The 20,516-nt window shown below is 72.7% G+C and carries 18 protein-coding genes and 4 pseudogenes; 13 read left to right on the forward strand and 9 right to left on the reverse strand.

Annotated features, from left to right (window positions below):
• The 5 genes from MM440_RS16420 to MM440_RS16440 form a co-directional block, all read right to left on the reverse strand.
• On the reverse strand, positions 1–341 hold a 341-nt coding region (locus MM440_RS16420; RefSeq protein WP_338155674.1), incomplete at its 3' end, for a thiamine pyrophosphate-binding protein.
• An 84-nt stretch (positions 342–425) separates the two neighbouring features.
• Positions 426–761, reverse strand: coding sequence for a hypothetical protein (locus MM440_RS16425; protein WP_241446291.1), 336 nt, complete (start codon positions 759–761; stop codon positions 426–428).
• Positions 762–923: 162 nt separating this feature from the next.
• The gene (locus MM440_RS16430) at positions 924–1,526 is read right to left on the reverse strand and encodes a histidine phosphatase family protein (RefSeq protein ID WP_241446305.1); all 603 of its coding nucleotides are present in this window, start codon (positions 1,524–1,526) and stop codon (positions 924–926) included.
• Positions 1,527–1,542: 16 nt separating this feature from the next.
• Positions 1,543–1,752, reverse strand: coding sequence for a TMEM165/GDT1 family protein (locus MM440_RS16435; RefSeq protein ID WP_241446307.1), 210 nt, complete (start codon positions 1,750–1,752; stop codon positions 1,543–1,545).
• Positions 1,753–1,759: 7 nt separating this feature from the next.
• Positions 1,760–2,113 (reverse strand): TMEM165/GDT1 family protein, encoded by a 354-nt coding sequence (locus MM440_RS16440; protein WP_241446309.1) that lies wholly within the window; start codon positions 2,111–2,113, stop codon positions 1,760–1,762.
• A 160-nt stretch (positions 2,114–2,273) separates the two neighbouring features.
• On the opposite strand from MM440_RS16440, the pseudogene MM440_RS17490 reads away from it, so the two are divergent.
• From MM440_RS17490 to MM440_RS16495, 11 genes and pseudogenes are all read left to right on the forward strand, one after another.
• A pseudogene (locus MM440_RS17490) lies at positions 2,274–2,633 on the forward strand (AzlC family ABC transporter permease); the annotation flags it as partial.
• Positions 2,634–2,799: 166 nt separating this feature from the next.
• Complete coding sequence (locus MM440_RS17495) at positions 2,800–3,300, forward strand: AzlD domain-containing protein (protein WP_338155678.1); 501 nt, start codon at positions 2,800–2,802, stop codon at positions 3,298–3,300.
• Between the two features lie 32 nt (positions 3,301–3,332).
• Entirely contained in the window at positions 3,333–4,295 is a 963-nt protein-coding gene (locus MM440_RS16455; protein WP_241446311.1) for an MFS transporter, read from the forward strand.
• Positions 4,187–4,921: an MFS transporter gene (locus tag MM440_RS16460; protein WP_241446313.1), complete on the forward strand. Its 735-nt coding sequence runs from the start codon at positions 4,187–4,189 to the stop codon at positions 4,919–4,921. Before MM440_RS16455 ends, MM440_RS16460 begins: the two co-directional genes overlap by 109 nt.
• Positions 4,922–6,002: 1,081 nt before the next feature.
• Positions 6,003–6,641, forward strand: a pseudogene (locus MM440_RS16465) (purine-nucleoside phosphorylase); the annotation flags it as partial.
• 156 nt (positions 6,642–6,797) lie between these two features.
• Positions 6,798–8,579: pseudogene (locus MM440_RS16470) on the forward strand (phospho-sugar mutase).
• A complete protein-coding gene (locus MM440_RS16475) occupies positions 8,576–9,184 on the forward strand; it encodes a uridine kinase family protein (protein ID WP_241445434.1) in 609 nt (202 codons plus the stop codon). Before MM440_RS16470 ends, MM440_RS16475 begins: the two are co-directional and overlap by 4 nt.
• Before the next feature lie 57 nt (positions 9,185–9,241).
• On the forward strand, positions 9,242–10,462 hold the full coding sequence (locus MM440_RS16480) for a DUF7847 domain-containing protein (protein WP_241445425.1): 1,221 nt from the start codon (positions 9,242–9,244) through the stop codon (positions 10,460–10,462).
• A gap of 11 nt (positions 10,463–10,473) precedes the next feature.
• Entirely contained in the window at positions 10,474–12,609 is a 2,136-nt protein-coding gene (locus MM440_RS16485; RefSeq protein WP_241446315.1) for a DUF4350 domain-containing protein, read from the forward strand.
• Positions 12,606–13,610 carry an AAA family ATPase gene (locus MM440_RS16490; RefSeq protein ID WP_241446317.1) on the forward strand — a complete coding sequence of 335 codons (1,005 nt, stop codon included), beginning with the start codon at positions 12,606–12,608 and terminating at the stop codon, positions 13,608–13,610. Before MM440_RS16485 ends, MM440_RS16490 begins: the two co-directional genes overlap by 4 nt.
• Position 13,611: 1 nt before the next feature.
• Positions 13,612–14,910: a DUF58 domain-containing protein gene (locus tag MM440_RS16495; RefSeq protein WP_241446319.1), complete on the forward strand. Its 1,299-nt coding sequence runs from the start codon at positions 13,612–13,614 to the stop codon at positions 14,908–14,910.
• Between the two features lie 30 nt (positions 14,911–14,940).
• On the opposite strand, the gene MM440_RS16500 is transcribed toward MM440_RS16495, so the two are convergent.
• Complete coding sequence (locus MM440_RS16500) at positions 14,941–15,936, reverse strand: stage II sporulation protein M (RefSeq protein ID WP_241446321.1); 996 nt, start codon at positions 15,934–15,936, stop codon at positions 14,941–14,943.
• Between the two features lie 89 nt (positions 15,937–16,025).
• Here MM440_RS16500 and MM440_RS17670 point away from each other — a divergent pair.
• Positions 16,026–16,463, forward strand: a pseudogene (locus MM440_RS17670) (RDD family protein); the annotation flags it as partial.
• Positions 16,464–16,479: 16 nt separating this feature from the next.
• Positions 16,480–16,821 carry a hypothetical protein gene (locus MM440_RS16505; protein ID WP_241446323.1) on the forward strand — a complete coding sequence of 114 codons (342 nt, stop codon included), beginning with the start codon at positions 16,480–16,482 and terminating at the stop codon, positions 16,819–16,821.
• Here the strand turns inward: MM440_RS16505 and MM440_RS16510 are convergent.
• The 3 genes from MM440_RS16510 to MM440_RS16520 form a co-directional block, all read right to left on the reverse strand.
• Positions 16,818–17,204 (reverse strand): hypothetical protein, encoded by a 387-nt coding sequence (locus MM440_RS16510; RefSeq protein WP_241446343.1) that lies wholly within the window; start codon positions 17,202–17,204, stop codon positions 16,818–16,820. The two genes, MM440_RS16505 and MM440_RS16510, sit on opposite strands and share 4 nt — an antisense overlap.
• Positions 17,205–17,774: 570 nt before the next feature.
• Positions 17,775–19,118, reverse strand: coding sequence for an IS256 family transposase (locus MM440_RS16515; protein ID WP_420914187.1), 1,344 nt, complete (start codon positions 19,116–19,118; stop codon positions 17,775–17,777).
• A 251-nt stretch (positions 19,119–19,369) separates the two neighbouring features.
• Entirely contained in the window at positions 19,370–20,509 is a 1,140-nt protein-coding gene (locus tag MM440_RS16520; RefSeq protein WP_241446346.1) for an alanine racemase, read from the reverse strand.
• Between the last annotated feature and the right edge of the window lie 7 nt (positions 20,510–20,516).

Below are 20,516 nucleotides of genomic sequence, written 5' to 3' on the forward strand. Positions count from 1 at the left end.
AAGGACTGACCGATCTGCACGCTCGGGATGTGGCTCGCGATCGCGAGCACCGGGGCGCCCGTGCGGTTGGCGTCGTAGAGCCCGTTGATGAGGTGGAGGTTGCCTGGCCCGCACGAGCCGGCGCACACCGCCAGCTCCCCGGTCAGCTGGGCGTCGGCCGCGGCCGCGAACGCGGCCGACTCCTCGTGGCGGACGTGGATCCAGTCGATGCCACCCTTGGCAGAGCCGCCCGTGCGACGGACGGCGTCCACGACCGGGTTGAGGCTGTCCCCGCCGATCCCGTAGATCCGCCGCACACCGGCGGCCTGGAGCTGGGCGACGAGCTGGTCGGCGAGGTTCACGATGAGTTCCCTTCGATGCTGATCGATGTCGGAGCTGGTTCGGTGCTGGATCGGGTCTGGAGCGGGCTGGGCAGGTGGGGAGGGCTACGTCGAGGTCGTGACGACCTCGGTGATCTTGAACGGCTTGCCCTGCATGCAGGTGGTGCGCACCCCCTTGAGCCGGTAGCCGCGGACGGTGACGATCATCCCCGGCTGCAGGCCGCCGCCGATGGGCGGCAGCACCTCACCGGTCACGTCGACGGTGAGCACCCGACAGCCCTTCTCGGTGCCGGCGGAGACCACGCCGATGATGGTCTCGACGTCCGGGCTCGGCAGCGTCGAGGGGGTGGCCGTCGGGATGGCCGAGGCCGTCGACGGAGTGGTCGACGTCGCGCCCGAGCCGGCCCCAGCCGACCCAGACCCACCGAACCGGAGCCGCACGCGGACGCGGACAGCACCAGCGAGAGCACCAGCCCCAGCGCACCGAGCGTGGCCGACGTCGCGGCCGCTCGGGCTACCCTGTCGTGCTCGGCACTGCTCCTCCTCAGCCGGCCGCGGGGCCGTCGTCGGCGAGGTAGTCGGCAGCCATCGCCGCCGATGGCGTCATCCTCCCAGGACAGCGCCGTCCACGCCCCGGGATCCTTCGACGACGATGACCCCGGTGTTGGACAGGTGCCGGTCCCCCAGGTAGTCCGGGGCCAGGTTGGCGCAGCGCAGGCACGCCCACAGGCGCAGGATCGCTCCGTGGCTGAACACGGCGACGGTCTGGTCGGTGCGCCCGGAGGCCTCGGCCTCGGCCCAGATCTCGTCGACGACGGCGTCGAACCGCCCGAGGGCCTCGTGCCCCATCTCCGCGCCGGGCATGCCCACCTCGAGGTCGCCGCCGGCCCAGGAGAGCAGGGTCAGGAAGTAGATGCGCATGGCGTCCTCGTCGGTGCGCATCTCGACGTCACCGGCCCCGACCTCGCGCAGGCCGGCCCGGACGGTCAGGTCCAGCCGGTCCGCGGCGAGCGGCGCGGCCGTCTGCTGGGTGCGCACGAGCGTCGAGGTGTAGATCGCGTCGACCCGCTCGCCGGCGAAGGCCGGGACGATCGCGTCGGCCTGCTCGCGACCCAGCTCGGTGAGGTCCGCCCCGGGCGTCGCCGTGTCGAGCGCCCCGGCCACGTTGGAGCTGGTCTGGCCGTGCCGGACGAGGAGCAGTCTCATGCCGGCAAGCCTAGCCTCAGGCCCGGATGCCCTCGACGAGCAGGAGGATGCCGAAGATCGCGAACAGCGCGGCCGCACCGATGGCGATGGCCCGCTCGGGCAGCCGTCGGCCGAGGATCGCGCCGACCCCGATGGCGAGCGCGTCGGCCGCGACCATGCCGAGCGTCGAGCCGATCCAAGTGCCGACCCAGTCGTGCTGCACCGCGAGGGTGATCGTGGCGAGCATCGTCTTGTCACCGAGCTCGGCGAGGAAGAAGGCCGTGCCGACGGCGATCGGCGCCGACCTGGTCGAGCGGGAGGCCTTCGCCTCCTCCTCCTCGCTCAGCTCGTCGCCGCGCAGCGTCCACAGGGCGAAGCCGAGGAACGCGACGCAGCGGAGTGGTGATCCACTTCGTCGGGATCGAGTAGCCCAGCACCGCACCGATGCCCACGGACGCGAGGTGCACCAGGGCGGTCGCGATGGTGATGGCGACGAGCACCGGCACCGGCCGGAACCGGGTCGCGAACGTCATCGCCATGAGCTGGCTCTTGTCACCGAGCTCAGCGACGAAGATGACGACAAAGCTGAGCCAGAGGGCAGCGAGCATCGAGGGAGTCCTTCGAGATGGGGCAGAAGGCGCCGACGACTCAGGCAGCGCAGGGGCAGACCTTCAGGATACCGGCACCGCCGAACAGCATCGGCACCCGGCGCGACCATCTGCCACAGTGGCAGCCATGCCCGCACTGACGATGACCCCCGCGACCCGGATGGGCCTGTCGATCTCGGCCGCCGTCGGGCTCTACGGCATCTCGTTCGGGGCGCTGGCTGTCGGCGCCGGGCTCGCGGTCTGGCAGGCCCAGGCGCTGTCGCTGCTGATGTTCACCGGCGGCTCGCAGTTCGGCTTCATCGGGGTCGTGGGGGCGGCCGGCTCGCCGCTCACCGCGCTGTCGACGGCGCTGCTGCTCGGGACCCGCAACGCGCTCTACGGGATCCAGATGAACGCGCTGCTGCGCCCCCGCGGGCTCACCCGGCTGCTCGCGGCGCACCTGACCATCGACGAGTCCACCGCCACCGCCGTGGCCCAGCCGGACCGCGACGAGCAGGTGCGCGGCTTCTGGACCGCCGGCATCGGCGTGTTCGTGCTGTGGAACTCCTTCACCCTGTGCGGCGCTCTGCTCGGCAACTCCCTCGGCGACCCCAGCAGGTACGGCCTCGACGGGGCAGCGGTCGCCGGCTTCCTCGGCCTGCTCTGGCCCCGGCTGCGCCGACGTGACGGTCGAGGATCGCGGCCCTGTGCGCGGTCGCACCCTGCTCGTCACGCCGGTGCTCGCCGCCGGGCTGCCGATCATCGTGGCCGCCGTGGTGGCGTTCGGGGTGGCGGTGCTGCAGCAGCGGCGCCGGCGCGCCGCGACGAGGACGACGACCTGTCCGATCTGCCGCACCACCCGCCGGAGCACGTCCAGCACCCGCACGGGAGGACTCATGAGCCTGACGAACGCCCTGCTGCTGTCCTGCCTGCTCTGCTACGCCACCAAGCTGGTCGGCTTCCTCGTGCCGGACCGCCACCTCGAGCACCCGCTGGTGGGAGCCGCGTCGGCGACCATGACGGCCGGGCTGCTTGCGGCCCTGGTCGCCACCAACACCTTCGTCGCCGAGGGGCACCTCACCGTGGACGCCCGCGTGGTGTCCCTCGCCGTCGCCTCGCTCGCCCTGTGGCTGCGGGCGCCGTTCATCGTCGTCGTCATCCTCGGGGCCGCCGCCGCAGCGGCCACCCGTGCCCTCGGCTGGGGCTGAGGACCCGCTCGGAACCGATAGCGTGGGGCATCGTGCTCACCCCCTACCGCGCCCTGCTCGCCACCCCTGGAGCGTTGCGCTTCACCGCGTTCGGCTACCTCGCCCGCCTCGGCGGCGCGATGTTCGGGGTGTCGATCATCGTCATGATCGCGACCCGTCGCGGGTCCTACTCCCTCGCCGGGATCATCAGCTCGATCGGCCTCGTCGGCGTCGCCTCGCTCGGACCCACCGTCGGGCGGCTGATCGACCGGCACGGACAGCGGCGGGTGGCGGTGCCGCTCGCCCTCATGTCGGCAGCCGCGCTGCTCTCGCTGGTCCTCGCCACCTACCTCGGGGCACCCGTCTGGGTGCTCGTCCTCGCCAACCTCGGCAACGCGATCATGCCCCAGGCGGGCACGCTGATCCGGGCCCGGTGGGCGCACCTGCTGCGCGGCGAGGCGGGGATGCTGCACACGGCCAACTCGTTCGAGCAGGTCCTCGACGAGTCCTGCTTCATGATGGGGCCGGCCCTCGGTGCGGCGCTCGCCACCTTGTTCTTCCCGGAGGCGGGCATGCTGCTCGCGCTCCTGCTCTACACCACCGGCGTGATCGGGCTCGCGCTGCAGCGGCGCACCGAGCCGGGTCCAGCCGCAGCACGAGCACCACACGGCCGGGCCTGGCAGGCGCCCGGGCTGCTGCTGCTGGCCGCCACCTTGGCGCTCACCGGCACGATCTTCGGTGCGGCCGACGTGATCGTCGTCGCGTTCGCCGCCGAGCACCAGGCCGCCGCCTGGGGCGGTGCCACCCTCGGGTGCTTCGCGCTGGGCTCGCTCGTCGGCGGACTGGTCTACGGGACCCGGCCGGCGGCCGACGCCATCGCCCAGCGGTTGCTGCCGAGCACCTCGCCATGTCGGTGCTGCTGCTGCCCGTGCTCGTCGTCGACCAGCTGCCGGTCCTCGCGGCCGTCCTGCTCGTCGCCGGCTCCGCGATCGCCCCGACCCTCATCACCGCCATGATGCTCGCCCAGCGGCTGGTCCCCGAGTCGCAGATCAACGAGGGCATGACCATCGTCATGACCGGCCTGCTCATCGGCATCGCCCTCGGATCGTCGGCCGCCGGCGGGATGATCGACGCCTACGGCGCGTCCCGGGCGTTCCTCGTGCCGGTGCTCGCCGCGTTCCTCGCCTTCGCGCTGGCGCTGCTCGGCCGCAGCACGCTGGTCTCGGCCGAGCGGCGGGCGATGGACCTGTTCGGCTCCTTCGCCACGGGATCAGCGGTCAGTACATCGCGACGTGGATCCTCCACAGCGGGGCTACGGCATGCCGTTGTGCATCTACACGCTGCGCAACTACATGAGCACCCTGCCGCGCTCGATCGTCGAGTCCGCGACGAAGGACCGTCGCACTACCAGACCCTGCTCGACGACGCCCATGTCCATCCCGGCCTGCGCGCGTTCCGCCGCGCGTTCCTCAGGAGCCGGAGATCGGTCTGGCCAAGCTCTGCCGCGCAGCGAGAACACGACGGTCATCGCCGCTCCAGCAGCGGCCTCGCCCTCGCAGGGCCAGGGAGCGGAGCTGCTGACCCGCACCAGCGCCTCGGTCATCGGTCGATGCTCGCGTGCGTCCTGTGCAGCGCTTCATGACCGGCTGCGCGGTCAAGGGCTGATCTCGTAGCGCGGCTGGTCGGCCGGCGACCCGCCGGTGGGTGCTTCGCTGCCGCGGTCCTCGGACCGCTGAACCCCGAGGATCGCTGGGTCAGCTGGACGCCGCGCGGTCGGCGGATCGCGCAGCTGGTACGGGATCGACTTCGCCGGCGCGATCGAGCCGCGGCAGTACGACCAATGGCCCGGCCGCTCGCCGCCTCCGGGCCTTCGTGACCCAACGCCGGCGCGGCCAGCTCGGCATCGGCCTGGCCAGGACCCGGTGCCCGCGCCGACGGTGGTGCTCTTCCAGAACATGCCTCAACCTCGGCCTCGGGCTCGATCATGCTGGCACCACGGCCGCGGGTGACACGATCGGCTTCGGCCCGTGCTGGCCCCACGGGCCCTGCTCGAGCTCACCGCGCATCCTTCGTCGCCGAGCAGCGCGACCTCGCCGACTGACCTTGCCGCGATCGGAGGGCATCGCCGCCGCCCACGGGCTGGAGCATCGGCGCGATCAGGGCCCCGTCACCGGGGTCAACACGCTCGGCCTGGCCGACGCTTCGCTCGCGGCGACCATCGAGACCCGTTTGCCGGCGCCGCTGCCGACACCCGCTGGGTCGACCCGCTCGCCGGGTCCGAGGACTTCTCGGTCGAACGCGCTAGGTGCCCTGCGCGTCGATCGCGCGCCGCGGCTCGCGGCGCCGACGGTGACCCGACTACAACCAGTGCGCGGCGAGGACCTCGTTCGCACCGGGTGCGTCGCCTGACCGGTGGCCGTAGCGGTCCTGCCCAAGTGGCTCGGCGACAAGCTCACCGAGTGGCCAGAGCAGCCCGGATCGCAGACGTCGGCGGGGCTCCGACCGGATGACGTGCACGCCGAGGCCGGACGAGCGTGCGCGTGGTTGGCGAGGGCGTTGGCATCGCCGACGTAGCCGCCTGCTTCACCTGCTCGAGCCGCTCCTCCAGCGGCCAGCCGTCCGAGCTCGCGCCAGTATGGTCGTGCCCCGCCCTGGACGTCGACCTGACCGGCGGTGGTCCGGGCAGGTCGAGGAGGATCCAGGGCCGTGGGCAGGTAGCCCTCGTGCTCGGATCGCGGCGGGCGACGAGCAACCTGCGGCGAGGCAGCCATGCTCGACAACACCGACGTGCCGGGTTTCGCGAAGGCGGCCGTCCCGGGCACTCGGGCGTCATGCGCTCGGTCGAGATCGGTGACACCGGTCGCCGGGCGCTGGTCTTCGGGACCCGCACCCACTTCTACGAGGGACGCGGTGTGCGCGCGGTGGTGCACGGCGTGCGCACCGCGGCGGACGCCGGCTGCAGCTCGATCGTGCTCACCAACGGCTGCGGCGGGCTCAACCCCGCACCGCCCGGGCACCCGGTGCTCATCCGCGACCACATCAACCTCACCGCGACCTCGCCCCTCGAGGGCGCGACCTTCGTGGACCTCACCGACCTCTACTCCCCTCGCCTGCGCGAGATCGCCAAGACGGTAGACCCCGGGCTCGACGAAGGGGTCTACGTCCAGTTCCGCGGGCCGCACTACGAGACGCCGGCGGAGGTGCAGATGGCGATGACCATCGGGGGTGACCTCGTGGGCATGTCCACCACCTTGGAGGCGATCGCCGCCCGCCACGTCGGCCTCGAGGTGCTCGGGGTGTCCCTGGTCACCAACCTCGCCGCGGGCATCTCCGACCAGCCGCTGTCGCACGAGGAGGTCCTGGACGCCGGTCGCGAGGCCGCGTCGCGCTGCGGCCTGCTGCTGGCCCAGGTGGTGCGCACGATCGCCGAGGGGGACGACCAGGAGCTGGGCGAGTCGACCGCAGCCGGCGGGCCCACCGAGGCCGGCAGGCCGACCGAGGCCGGCGAGGCCGGCGAGCTGGTCGAACTGGCGACGCGTTGGCTCGACGACGACCCCGACCCCGACACCCGTAGCGAGCTCGCGCCCGTCATCGCCGCCGCGCAGAGTGGCGACGAGGCGGCCGCGGTGGCTGCACCTGGCGGACCGGTTCGCCGGGATGCTCGAGTTCGGCAGCCGCCGGGCTGCGCGGTGCCATCGGTGCCGGACCCAACCGGATGAACCGCGCCGTCGTCATCCCGCCGCGGCCGGCCTCACCGCCTGGCTGAAGGACGAGGGCGGCGAGCCCGAGCCGGTCGTCGTCATCGGCTTCGACGCGCGACACAAGTCCGACGAATTCGCCCGTGACACAGCGGCGGTCGTCGTCGCGGCCGGTGGCCGGGCCACCGTGCTGCGCGGCCCGGGCTCCCTACGCCCGTGCTGGCTTTTGCGATCCGCTACCTCGGCGCGCACGCCGGCGTGATGGTCACCGCGAGCCACAACCCGCCGCAGGACAACGGCTACAAGGTCTACCTCGGCGACGGCTCGCAGATCGTGCCCCCGGTCGACGCCGAGATCGCCGCGCACATCGCGGCGGTCCCCTCGGTCGCGTCCGTCCCGCGGGTGGAGGACGGCTGGGAAACCCTGGGCGACGAGATCGAGCAGGCCTACGTCGACGCGGCTGCTTCGGTAGTCCGTCCCGACGCGCCTCGCGCGGTATCCGTCGTGCACACCTCGCTGCACGGCGTCGGGTCCGCCACCGTCGAGAAGGCTTTTGCCGCAGCGGGATTCCCCGCGCCGCACGAGGTGTCCAGCCAGCAGGCGCCCGACCCCGACTTCCCCAGCGTGGCCTTCCCCAACCCCGAGGAGCCGGGCGCGATCGACGCCGCGCTCGCCCTCGCCGGTTCGGTCCGCCCCGACGTGGTGCTCGCCAACGACCCCGACGCCGACCGGTGCGCCGCGGCCGTCGACGACCACGGCACCTGGCGGATGCTGCGCGGCGACGAGCTCGGGGCGCTGCTCGGTCAGCACGTGATCGACCGGCTGGCTGCTGGTGGTGGTGCTGCTGGTCGTGCTGATGCAACTGCTGGCGTCGACGGGGTCGGCGCGGGTGGGCTGGGCGGCGACGGCGCGGTGTTCGCGAACTCGATCGTCTCGTCGCGGCTGCTCGCCGCGATGGCCCGTGACGCCGGCATCGCCCACGCCGAGACGCTGACCGGCTTCAAGTGGATCGCGAGGGTCCCGGGCCTGACCTACGGCTATGAGGAGGCGATCGGCTACTGCGTCGACCCGCAGCACGTCCAGGACAAGGACGGCATCAGCGCTGCGCTGCTGCTCACCGAGATGACCGCCATCCTGCGCGGTCAGGGACGCACGCTGCTGGACGTCCTCGACGACCTCGCTCGCCGGCACGGGGTCTACGCCACCGATGCGTTCTCGGTGCGGGTCGACGACCTCGCGATCATCGGGCAGATCATGGCGCGGCTGCGGGCCAACCCGCCGAGCACCGTTGCCGGGCACCAGGTCTCGCGTGCCGACGACCTGACGGTCGGCTCGCCCGACCTGCCACCGACCGAGGGGCTGCGCTACTACCTCGACGACGACAGCCGGGTCATCGTCCGCCCGAGCGGCACCGAGCCCAAGCTCAAGGTCTATCTCGAGGTGATCGAGCCGGCGGCCGGTGGTGCGGCTGCGGGTGGTGGTGCGGGTGGTGGTGCCGGTGCAGCTGGTGCGGGCGACGACGGGCTGCCCGAGGCGCGCCGGCGTGCCGCCGAACGACTCGCCGCGCTCGTCGACGCGTTCCGCGCGCTCACGGCCCCGTGAGGGGTGCGGCGGCGCGGGTCGTCGTGGTCTGCGGGCCGAGCGGCGCCGGCAAGTCGCGGCTGTGCGAGCGGCTCACCCAGCGGCACGGCTGGCCGATCGTGCGGCTCGACGACTTCTATCTCGACGGCGACGACCCCCGCCTGCCGATCGGCCAGCTGGGCATCCCCGACTGGGACGACCCGGCCAGCTGGGACCTCGTCGGCGCCGTAGCCGTCCTCGCGGAGCTGGTGCACACCGGCAGCGCCCGCCTCCCGGTCTACGACATCAGTGCGTCGCGGCGCGTCGGTGAGCACGAGCTGCAGGCTCGACCCACGGACTACGTGCTGGCGGAGGGGATCTTCGCGGCGGAGGCGATCGCCGTGCTGCGCCAGGAGGGCCTGCTCGCCGACGCGTGGTGCGTGTGCCGCGACCCGCGACTGACCTTCTGGTTGCGGCTGGCCCGCGACCTGCGCGAGCACCGCAAGCCACCGCTGACGCTGTGGCGGCGCGGGCTGCTGCTCAAGCGCCAGGAACCCGAGGTGATCGCCCGGCAGCGGCGACTCGGGGCGACCCCGCTCACGCCGCGACGGGCCGAGTCGCGCGCGGAGGCGCTGGCCCGGCGCTGATAGCGTCTCCACAGACGGGGGTAGTGATCGTCACGCCCCGACTCGACAGGGGTGGACATGAGCGACTCGGGTTGGCAGGCACCGGGGCAGGGGCGCGAGCCCAGCGATCCCACGGCACCCGTGCCGGAGCCGGACCAGCAGCCTTCGCCGCAGCCCACCCAGCCGCCGCCCGCACCGCCGCTGCCCGGTTACCAGCAGCCGGGTTACGCGCAGGGTTACCAGCAGCCGGGTTATCAGCAGGGCGGCTACCAGCAGCCGGGCTACCAGCAGCCCGGCTACCAGCAGGGCTACCCGTCGTGGCAGGCGTTCAAGCCGGGCATCGTGCCGATCCGGCCGCTCTCGCTCGGTGACATCCTCGACGGCGCCATCAAGCTGTTGCGCTTCAACCCCGCCTCGACCATCGGGCTGGCGCTCGTCGTGCAGTTGGTCGCCCTGGTGATCTCGCTGCCGCTGCTCGGGCTCTTCGCGTCGGGGGTGGACTGGTCGATCTTCTCCACCACCAACGCCGACGCCGTCCCCGACACCCGCTCGGTGCTCTCCCTCGGCGGTGGGCTGGCCGCGGCGATGCTGCCGTTCGGGTTGTCCGGCATCGTCCTCACCGCGTTGCTCACACACGTGGCGAGCGAGGCCGTGCTCGGTCGCAAGCCCACCATCGGCGAGACGTGGCGGGCCGCCCGCAGCCGCATCCTGCCGAGCGTCGGGGCCTCGATCCTCACCAGCATCGTGTGGCTCGTCCTGGTGCTGGGCCTCGGCGGCGTGGCGCTGTGGGCGCTGATCAGCAGCTCGAACTCCTTCGAGACGGCGCCGAGCGGCCTCGCCGTCCTGGTCACCGTGCTCGTGGCCATCGCGCTGGTCGTCATCGCCGTGTGGCTCTACACCCGCTGGATGTTCCTCTCCCCCGTCATCGTGCTTGAGCGCTCGCCGGTGCTGCAGGCCTTCCGGCGGTCGTGGCGCCTGGTGTCGGGCTCGTTCTGGCGCATCTTCGGCATCCTCGTGGTCAGCGGCCTGATCACGTCGGTGGCCTCGAGCGTGCTCAGCTTCCCGCTGCAGCTCATCGGTGGGGTCGCCGCGCCGCTGATGATCGACCCCAACAACCAGACGATGGCCTTCGTGTTCAGCATGATCAGCAGCCTCCTCTCCCAGGTGCTCGCCACCGCGATCGTGTCGCCGTTCGCGGCGGCGGTCGTCTGCCTGCTCTACCTCGACCAGCGGATGCGCAAGGAAGGCTTCGACATCACCCTCCTGCAGAGCCTCGGGCAGAGCCAGCCGCAACGGTGATGCTGGTCCAGGTGCTCGAGCCCGGTCCCGACGAGGCCAGATCGTGGCTCGCCGAGGAGCTCGCCAAGCCCGAGTATCACTCTGGCCCAGGCCTGCTCGAACGCCTGTGGAACTGGCTGCAGGAGGCGCTGGCCGGTGGCGAGGGCGGGTCGCCGCTCCTCGGCTGGGTGGTGCTGGCCCTCCTCGTGCTCGTCCTGGCCGCCGGCGCCTGGCGCTACCTGCGGACGGCTCGGCGGGATCCGTTGTCGGCCAAGGACGCTCGCGCCACTGATCTGGTAGACCCTCGCCTCACCTCCGCCGACTATCGCGCGCTCGCGACGGACCACCTCGCGCACGGTCGGCTGGACTCGGCGCTGGTCGATGCCTTCCGCGCGATCGTGTCCGACCTGGACCGTCGGGCCGTCCTCGGCGACGTGCCGGGCCGCACGGTGACCGAGATCGCTGCCGTCGCGGGCCGCACCTTCCCCGACGAGCGCGACGAGATCGCTGACGCCGCACGGTGGTTCGACTGCGGCCTACGGTCATCGCTCCAGCGCCGAGGAGCGCAGCAGCCGGGATCAGGTCGTCGCCGTGCTCGACCTGGGCGAGCGGCTCGCCGCGGCCAGGCCGGTGCACGCCGACGGCACGGGCGGTGCTCACGCCGCGGCGGGCCACCTGGACCACCAGGACAACCCGGGCCACCCGACGACGAGGGTGACCCGATGAGCAGCACGCGGGTGCCTCCAGCCGGTGTCGACACCGCACGCGCGCACGGCGCTGCGGGCCCGAGCGACACGGCACGACCGAGCGGTGCCGCGCGCCCCGTCGAGCGCGGCCTCGGCGGCAAGATCCGGTCCGCGCTGCTGTGGGCCGCGGTCGTCGTGGCAGCGGTCGCGGTGCTCGCGGTGACGACCTGGCCCCGTGGCAACCAGACCCCGCTCGACCCCGACAACGCCGGGCGGCTCGGCACCAAGGCGCTGGTGGAGGTGTTGCGCGCCAAGGGGATCCGCGTGGACGTCGTGCGAACCCAGGCCGAGCTGAGGGCCATCACGCAGTCCGTGGGTGCGTCGGCGTCGGCGTCGGCGTCGGCGGATGCCTCGGATGCCTCGACGGCCTCGACGGCCTCGACGGCCTCGACGGCCTCGACGGCCTCGGCGGCCTCGACCGACGCTGACCGACGCGGCGCGACGCTGGTCGTGTCGGACAGCAGCGAGGTCTACAGCGACGCCATGACGACCATCGCGTCGGTGCGGGACAGCTATGCGCGGCTGGTGCTGGCCGGCCTGCCCGCCGCCGCGGTGGACGAGGCGACCGGGCTCCCGGTGCAGGAGGGCGACTACGCGGGGTTCGACGACCGGTCGAGCGGCTCGGGCTCCGGGGGCTCCGGGTCGGCATCGACGTTCGCCACCTGTGCGGACCCCCGGTTCGACCAGGTGACGACGATCACCACCGGGCCGGGCAGCTACATCTTCAGGGCGAACGCGTTCGGCGAACAGAGCGAGCTCGGCTGGCAGAGCTGCTTCCCCGTGAGCGGTGGGTACGGCCTGCTGAGCACGCAAGGCACGAAGGACTCCGTTGCGGTGGACGTCCTCGGCGCCACTCGGCCGCTCACCAACCAGAGCACCACCTCCGACACCAACGCGGCGTTCGCGCTGCGGCTGCTCTCGGACAACCCGCGGGTCGTGTGGTTCGTCCCGAGCGACGACGGCGGTGCGGAGGCGGGCGCGCCCGTCGAGCGCGACGCCGACCCGCTCGCGGTGCTGCCGGTGTGGTTCACGCCGCTGGTCTATCTGCTCGGGATCGCGGTGCTCGCCACCATGCTGTGGCGGGGGCGCCGCCTCGGCCGACTGGTCGTCGAGCCGCTGCCCGTCGTGGTGCGGGCGATCGAGACCACCCGCAGCCGCGGCCGGCTCTACGCGAAGTCGCGCGAGCGCAGCCATGCCCTCGCAGCCCTGCAGGAGGGCACCCGGGAGCGGCTGCTGAGCCGCCTCGGTCTCGCGCCCCGCACCGACCGAGAAGCCTTGGTGGCAGCCGTGGTCCACGCGACCGGACGCTCCCCCGCCGAGGTCGCCACCCTGCTCTACGACTCCACCGTCGACAAGGACGACCAGCTGCTCGCCCGGGCCCAGGGCCTGACGAGCCTCGAGGAAGAGGTACGCCACCGATGACCGACCACACCCCCGACCACACCCCAGAGCGCCAGCCCGCGCAGGTCTCGGCGCAGGAGGCTCTCGCCGCGTTGCGGGCGGTCCGCGACGAGGTCGCCAAGGCCGTCGTCGGGCAGGACGGCGCGGTGACCGGGCTACTGATCGGGCTGCTCGCCCGCGGGCACGTGCTCCTCGAAGGTGTCCCGGGTGTCGCCAAGACGCTGATGGTGCGCACCCTCGCGCAGACCCTCGACGTCGAGAGCAAGCGCGTGCAGTTCACCCCCGACCTGATGCCGGGTGACGTCACCGGCTCCCAGGTCTACGACGCCGCCCGGTCGGACTTCACCTTCCGGCCCGGACCGGTCTTCACCAACATGCTGCTCGCCGACGAGATCAACCGGACGCCGCCGAAGACCCAGGCGTCGCTGCTCGAGGCGATGGAGGAGCGTCAGGTCACCGTCGACGGCGTGAGCCATCCGCTGCCGACGCCGTTCCTCGTGGCCGCGACGCAGAACCCGATCGAGTACGAAGGCACCTATCCGCTGCCCGAGGCCCAGCTCGACCGCTTCCTGCTCAAGGTTGAGCTGTCGATCCCGGACCGCGAGCACGAGGTCGAGGTGGTGCAGCGGCACGCCAGCGGCTTCGACCCGCGCAACCTCGGTGCCGCCGGCGTGCAGCCGGTCGCGTCCCCGGCGCACCTGGCTGCGGGTTCGGTTGCGGTGCAATCGATCTCGGTGACCCCAGAGGTCGTGGGCTACATCGTCGACATCGCGCGCGCCACCCGCCAGTCCCCCTCGCTCGCGCTCGGCATGTCCCCGCGCGCCGCCACCGCGCTGCTCGCCACCGCGCGGGCATGGGCCTTCCTCAACGGCCGCGACTTCGTCACCCCCGACGACGTCAAGGCGCTCGCGCAGTCCACGGTCGCGCACCGCCTCGCGCTGCGACCCGAGGCCGAGCTGGAGGGTGTGCAGATCTCGAGCGTGCTCAGCAGCGCCATCGCCGCCGTCCCCGTCCCGCGCTGACATGGCGATCACCGGCCGCGCCGTCCTGCTCCTGCTCCTCGGGGTGGTCGCCGTCCTGCTGCGGCCGGTGCCGACCACGGTCGGCCTGTGGACCCTGCTGGTCGGGGCCGTGGTCGCCCTCGACCTCGCGCTCGCCCCCTCGCCCCGCCGGCTGCAGATCGAGCCCCAACCCGTAGACCCCGTGCGCGCCGGCGAGCCCACCGCGGCTCCGCTGCTGGTCACCAACACGGGCACCCGCCGGGTGCGGGGAGTGCTGCGCGACGCGTGGCAGCCGTCGGCGGGGGCCGGCTCGGTGACCAACCGGCACCGGCTCGACCTGCCCGGCGGCGAGCGGGTCCGGCTGGTCACCCCGCTGCTGCCGGTGCGGCGTGGCGAGCGCAGCGCCGACCAGATCACCGTTCGCTCGCTCGGGCCGCTGCGGGTGGCGGCCCGGCAGCTGAGCTTCGACGCCCCGCGCTCCGTGCGGGTGCTGCCGGCCTTCCCGTCGCGGCGTCATCTGCCGAGCCGACTCGCCCGGCTGCGCCAGATCGACGGCAACGCCGCCGTGCGGATCCGCGGCCAGGGCACCGAGTTCGACTCGCTGCGCGACTACGTCGAGGGCGACGACGTCCGCTCGATCGACTGGCGCGCCACCGCCCGACGCCAGTCCGTCGTCGTTCGGACCTGGCGCCCCGAGCGCGACCGACGCCTGCTGCTCGTCCTGGACACGTCCCGGCTCAGCGCCGGCCGGGTCGGCGACACCCCGCGGCTGGACTCGGCCATGGACGCCACCTTGCTGCTCGCCTCCCTCGCCTCGCGCGCCGGCGACCACGTCAGCTTCCTCGCCGGCGACCGCGTCGTGCAGGCTGCCGTCTCGGGCGCCACCCGCACCGACCTGCTGCCCCGCCTCTCCGACGCCATGACCCACCTGGAGCCCGCCCTGGTCGAGGCCGACTGGACCGCCCTCGGCGCTGCGATCGCCCGGGACGGCAAGCGCCAGTCCCTCGTCGTGCTGCTCACGCCGCTCGAGCCCGCCGCGGTCGAGGAGACGCTGCTGCCGGTGCTCGCCTCGCTCGCCGCCCGGCACCGGGTGGTCGTCGCGTCCGTCTCGGACCAGGCGCTCGACGAGCTGGCCGCTGGTCGCTCGACGGTCGGGGAGGTCTACGACTCGGCGGCGGCGGAGCGAAGCCGGACGTTGCGGCGGCGCACCGCGCACGCCCTCTCCGGCCTCGGCGTGCACGTCATCGACGAGCCGCCCGAGCGGCTGCCGGTGGCGCTGGCCGACCACTACCTGATGCTGAAGTCGCGCGGCCTGCTCTGACGGACGTCTCGGCCACCGGTCAGGCGACGCTCAGCCGACGGCGACGAGGTCCTCGCCGCGGTCCTGGGCGTCGAGGTCACCGTCGGCGCCGCGAGCGGCGGCGCGCGCACCGAGCACCAGCGCGTAGACCATGAACCCGGCCCAGGCGACGAGGCCGATCGCGATGCGCGCCCACGTCGGCAGCGGCGACGGCGTGACGAACCCCTCGATGACGCCCGAGATCAGCAGCACGACGACCAGGCCGAGCGCGATGACCGCGGTGGTGCGGCCCTCGCGCGCCATGCTCGACACGCGGGTCCGTGACCCTGGCGCGACCCACGACCAGAACAGTCGCAGCCCCGCCCCGCCGGCGACGAAGATCGCGGTGAGCTCGAGCATCCCGTGCGGCAGCAGCAGGCCGAAGAAGACATGACCCCGGTCGTGGTGCAGCATGATCGAGCCCATCAGGCCGAGGTTGAGCATGTTCTGGAAGAGCACCAGCACCACGGGCACACCCAGGACTCCGGCACCGATGCAGATGGCCGCGATCCAGGCGTTGTTGGTCCACACCTGGGCGGCGAAGTGGCTGGCGGCGTACTCGCTGTAGTAGCGCTCGAAGTCGACCTCGACCAGCTGCGCGATCTGCGCCGGCGTCGCCATCGACGCCTCGATCTCGGGGTTGCGGTAGAACCAGAGGCCGAAGCCGAACGCCACCGCGAGGTTCACGACCATCGAGGTCAACCACCACCAGCGCAGCCGGTAGAGCGCCGCGGGCAGCGTCTCGACGAAGAATCGACCGATGTCAGCCAGGCTGCTGGTGCGGGTGCCGGCGGTCCGGCGGCGCGCCCGGGCCAGCAGCGACGACAGGCTGACGACCAGGGCCGGGTCGGGAGCCGACGAGCGCAGCACCGACAGGTGGGTCCCCACCCGCTGGTAGAGGTCGAGCAGCCGGTCGGACTCGGCGGCGGACAGCGACGAGCGACTCACGAGCTGCTCCAGCTCGCGCCACTCCCCCTGATGGGCACCGACGTAGGCGTCCAGGTCCACGTCGCCCACCCTACGGGCCCGGTGGTCGGTGTCCTAGCACTGTCCTGGCTCTGCGGTGGTCGGCGCTGGTCTTCGCTAGAGTCCGTGCCATGACCGTGGGGGTGGGACGCGACGACCTGGTGACCGGTGAAGCCGTCGCCCTCGACGTGCCGACGGCCGGGTTCGGCCTGCGTCTGCTCGGCGGCGTCGTCGACGGGCTCGTCACGGTCGGGCTGCTGTGGCTGCTCACCTGGGCGACCAGCCGCTGGGCCGAGGGCTTCGACCGGGCTCTGCAAGGGGTCTACACCGTGCTGCTGACCGCGGGCCTGCTCGTGGTGCTCCCGACCGTGGTCGAGACGCTGACCGTAGGCCGATCGCTCGGCAAGCTCGCGTGCGGCACGCGCGTCGTCCGGCTCGACAACGGTCCGATCACGGGGCGGCACGCGCTGGTGCGGGCGCTGGTCGGGGTGCTTGAGCTGTGGGGCACCTTCGGGCTGGTGGCGTCGCTCTCCTCGATCATCGACTCGCGCGGCCGCCGGCTCGGCGACCTCGCCGCCGGGGACCGTGGTCGTTCGCGAGCGGATCGGCCTCGAGACGCCCCCGCCCGCCGCGATGCCACCCGCGCTCGCCCACTGGGCCGGCACCGCCGACATCGCCCCGCTGCCCGCCGGGCTGGCCCTGTCGGTGCGGCAGTTCCTCGCCCGTCGCGACGGCCTCAGCCACGCGTCCCGTGCCGAGCTCGGCCAGCAGCTGGCGAGCCAGGTCCTGCGCCACGTAGCCCCGCCGCCACCGCCCGACGCCGACGTCGAGTCGGTGCTGGCGGCCGTCATCGCCGATCGTGGGCGGCGCGACTTCGAGCGGCTGCAGCGTGACGAGCAGCTCCGGCGTCGCCTCGGCCTGCGTTAGCTCAGCCAGCGAGCAGCCGCCTCGTAGGTGGTGGCCGGGCTGTCGTTTAACGCGATGGCGGCGTCCGGGGCGTGCCGGCGCACCAGGTTGATGACCAGCTCGAGCGGCTCCACCTGGTCGTCCGAGTGGCGCAGACCCCCGCCGACGACGACGCACGCGAAGGGGTGGGCGCGCAGCGCTTCGGTGACGACGGTCTCGATGTCGTCGCCGCCGTCCATGCCGTCCATGCCGACCAGGCAGGTCTGGACGGGCACGCCGTGGCGTTCGAACTCGGCCAGGCCCGCCTCGATCGCCGCGACCACCGGCTCGGGGTCCCACGGCCCGGGGACGCGGCGGGGGTCGAGACCGATGACGAGCACGCGGGGTGCGGCGGCGGTGTCCACAGCTGGACGATACGCGCACCCTTCCGAGAGACGCCCACGAAACCGTGACACGCCGCCCTCCCGACCCTGCGCACCCCACGCGACCCTGCGCGTCCCACACCTTCCTGCGCGGATCCCCACCCCACCACGGGGCCATCCGCCCCACCAGGTAATCCGCGCACCCTCCTGAGAGACGCCCACAAAACCGTGAGACGCCGCCCTCCCGACCCTGCGCATGTCACGCGACCCTGCGCGTCCCACGCCTTCCTGCGCGGATCCCCACCCCACCACGGGCCACCACCCGCCCCACCAGGTAATCCGCGCACCCTCCCGAGAGACGCCCACGAAACCGTGAGACGCCGCCCTCCCGACCCTGCGCACCCCACGCGACCCTGCGCGTCCCACGGCCTTCCTGCGCGGATCCCCACCCCACCACGGGCCACCCGCCCCACTAGGTAATCCGCGCACCCTTCCGAGAGACGCCCACGAAACCGTGACACGCCGCCCTCCCGACCCTGCGCACCCCACGCGTTCGTGCGCGCATCCCCACCCGGGACTGTCCGATGAACGGTGTAAGCGGCGGTTTCATTTTCAGCGGTCCTCGGCGGCCGGCATGCGGTCGGCGAAGGTGATGGCGAACGCGTTCAGCGCGGGCTTCCAGCGTGTGACCCATCGTGTCTGACCGGTGCCCTTGGGGTCCAGGCTCCTCGTGACGAGGTACAGCACCTTCAGCGCGGCCTGCTCGTTCGGGAAGTGCCCACGCGCGCGGACGGCGCGCCGGTAGCGGGCGTTCAGGCTCTCGATCGCGTTCGTCGAGCAGATCACCCGGCGGATCTCGACGTCGTAGTCCAGGAACGGGATGAAGTCCTCCCAGGCGTTGTCCCACAGCGTCGTGATCGCCGGGTAGGCCTTGCCCCACTTCGCGGCGAACTCCTCGTACCGCTCCCGCGCCGCCGCGGGGGTCGGTGCGGTGTAGATCGGCTTGAGGTCCTTGGCGATCTGGTCCCAGTACTTCCTGCTCGCGTACCGGAAGGTGTTACGGATCAGGTGGATGATGCACGTCTGCACGATGGCCTGCGGGAACGCCGCGCTCACGCTGTCCGGCAGGCCCTTGAGCCCGTCGCACACGACGAAGAACACGTCCTTGACGCCCCGGTTGCGCAGCTCGGTCAGCACCGCGAGCCAGTACTTCGCGGACTCCCCGTCACCGTCCCCGGCCCACATCCCCAGCACGTCCTTGTGCCCGTCCAGGTCCACGCCGATCGCGGCGTAGAACGGCCGGTTACGGACCTGTCCGTCACGGACCTTCACGACGATCGCATCGATGAAGATCGCGGCGTAGACCTTCTCCAACGGCCGCGCCCACCAGGCCTGCATCTCCTCGACCACCCGGTCGGTGATCCGGCTGATCGTGTCCTTGGACACCGACGCCCCGTATACCTCGCCCAGGTGAGCAGAGATCTCCCCGGTCGTCAGGCCCTTGGCGTACAACGACAGCACCATCGCGTCCAGGTCCGTCAACCGGCGCTGACGCTTCCTGACGAGCTGGGGCTCGAACGTGCCCGCCCGGTCGCGTGGGACGTCGATCTCGACCGGTCCGGCGTTGTCCGTGATGACCGTCTTGGCGCGGGTCCCGTTGCGCGAGTTCCCGCTGCCGCGCCCTTCGACAGCGTGCTTGTCGTACCCCAGGTGCGAGGACATCTCCTCATCCAAGGCGACCTCGATCACCGTCTTGGTCAGCATCTTCAACAGCCCGTCCGGGCCGGTCAACGCGACGCCGTCCTCCTGGGCCTGGCGGACCAGGCGCTGCAACGCGGCCAGGTCCTGCTTCGACCGGGCCCGCCCCGACGCCACCGGCTGCGCTGGCGCGTCGGGCGGGCCTGACGCGGCGCTGTCGGCAACGGGATCCGGTCCCGGATCGTGCGGGTCCTGCATCTGCGGTTCGGTCGGGCTCACGCCCACCAGTGTCTCGGCCATCATCGGCCCCTTCCTGCCCTACCGGGCAACGGGCCGCTTACACCGTTCCTGCGACAGTCCCCCCCACCCAGCACGGAAGGCGTCGACGGAACAGGGCCTGAGGGCTGGGCGAGCGCTGGTCAGGGCTGGCCAGAGTCGCGCTCGGGGGTTGAGCGCGGGGTTGACGGCTGCGCCTGCCGGTGAGGCAAGGCGCGTCGAGCTTGACGAGCTCAGGCGTTGCGCCCGCGGGCCGCGACCTGCCAGGTGTCCACGACCGCGCCGCCCTGCACGACGACCAGCTCGTCGGCCAGGCCGACGGCGTTGCACGCGTGGTTGGGCGCGACCTGCAGGACGGTGCCGAGCGCGGGCAGCTCCCACCCGTCGGGCCAGGTGATGGTGGCGTGGTGCTCGGACAGCGCGACGACGCGCGCGTCGGGGACGGCGGGCACCCGGCCGTGACCGGTAGCCCAGGCGGGACGGTCAGCGCCCAGTGTCTTGCTGCCGGCATCGACGACCACCTGGCCGCCCTGCGGGGTGCGACGCCGACTCACGACGGTGGTCGCTGCCGTCAGGGCGATGTCGTCCAGGGTGCAGGTGCCGAGCTCGGCCTGCTGCGCGTCGTAGAACACGTAGACCCCCGGCCGCAGCTCGGTCAGCACCCGCGCGTCCGCGGCGTCGGCCGTCGGCGTGGACCCGCCGCTCACGACGCGCACCTCGAGGCCGGCAGCCCGCATCGCCTCCGCTGCTGCGCCCAGCGCGGCCGCCTCGTCAGCCGCGGCCTGCGCCCCGCCACCTGGGCCGTAGCCGTGCCCGGGGAAGCTGAAGACGCCGTCGACCCGCAACCCGGCCGCAGCGGCGGCGAGGGCGACCTGGGGAGCCTGCACGGGGTCTACCCCGGAGCGGTGGTGGCCGCTGTCGATCTCGACGAGCACGCCCACGTCGCGACCGCCGAGGGCCTCGGCCAACAGCTCGGACGCCTCGGCGGAGTCCACCCCGACCTGCAGCGACACCCGGTCGGCGAGCGCCGCCAGTCGCTCGCCCCGCTCACCCGCCGCCCACACGGGGTAGGCGATGAACAGGTCGCGGCACCCGCCGTCGGCGAACACCTCGGCCTCGCCCACCGTGGCGACGGTCAGCCCGACGGCCCCTGCGGCGAGCTGGCGCTGCGCGATCTCGACACACTTGTGCGTCTTGGCGTGCGGCCGCGCCGCCAGCCCCAGCCCGGCCACGTGCGCTGCCATCCGGGAGATCGCCCGGTCGAGCCGGTCCAGGTCCACCACGAGCAGCGGGGTGCGCCCGGCCAGCTCAGCCGGCCAGGCCAGATCTGACGGGCGGGCCAGGTCTGTCGGGCGGGTGGCCTCGGCGCTCATCGGCCGG

The organism is Arsenicicoccus piscis, assembly GCF_022568835.1.
GTDB lineage: Bacteria > Actinomycetota > Actinomycetes > Actinomycetales > Dermatophilaceae > Arsenicicoccus > Arsenicicoccus piscis.

What these genes read in the sequence shown, in the direction of transcription:
- MM440_RS16430 (WP_241446305.1), bottom strand. Translation starts at nt 1,526, where the DNA reads ATGAGACTGCTCCTCGTCCGGCACGGCCAGACCAGCTCCAACGTGGCC.
- MM440_RS16435 (WP_241446307.1), bottom strand. Translation starts at nt 1,752, where the DNA reads ATGCTCGCCACGATCACCCTCGCGGTGCAGCACGACTGGGTCGGCACT.
- MM440_RS16440 (WP_241446309.1), bottom strand. Translation starts at nt 2,113, where the DNA reads ATGCTCGCTGCCCTCTGGCTCAGCTTTGTCGTCATCTTCGTCGCTGAG.
- MM440_RS16460 (WP_241446313.1), top strand. Translation starts at nt 4,187, where the DNA reads ATGTCGGTGCTGCTGCTGCCCGTGCTCGTCGTCGACCAGCTGCCGGTC.
- MM440_RS16480 (WP_241445425.1), top strand. Translation starts at nt 9,242, where the DNA reads ATGAGCGACTCGGGTTGGCAGGCACCGGGGCAGGGGCGCGAGCCCAGC.
- MM440_RS16490 (WP_241446317.1), top strand. Translation starts at nt 12,606, where the DNA reads ATGACCGACCACACCCCCGACCACACCCCAGAGCGCCAGCCCGCGCAG.
- MM440_RS16495 (WP_241446319.1), top strand. Translation starts at nt 13,612, where the DNA reads ATGGCGATCACCGGCCGCGCCGTCCTGCTCCTGCTCCTCGGGGTGGTC.
- MM440_RS16515 (WP_420914187.1), bottom strand. Translation starts at nt 19,118, where the DNA reads ATGCAGGACCCGCACGATCCGGGACCGGATCCCGTTGCCGACAGCGCC.
- MM440_RS16520 (WP_241446346.1), bottom strand. Translation starts at nt 20,509, where the DNA reads ATGAGCGCCGAGGCCACCCGCCCGACAGACCTGGCCCGCCCGTCAGAT.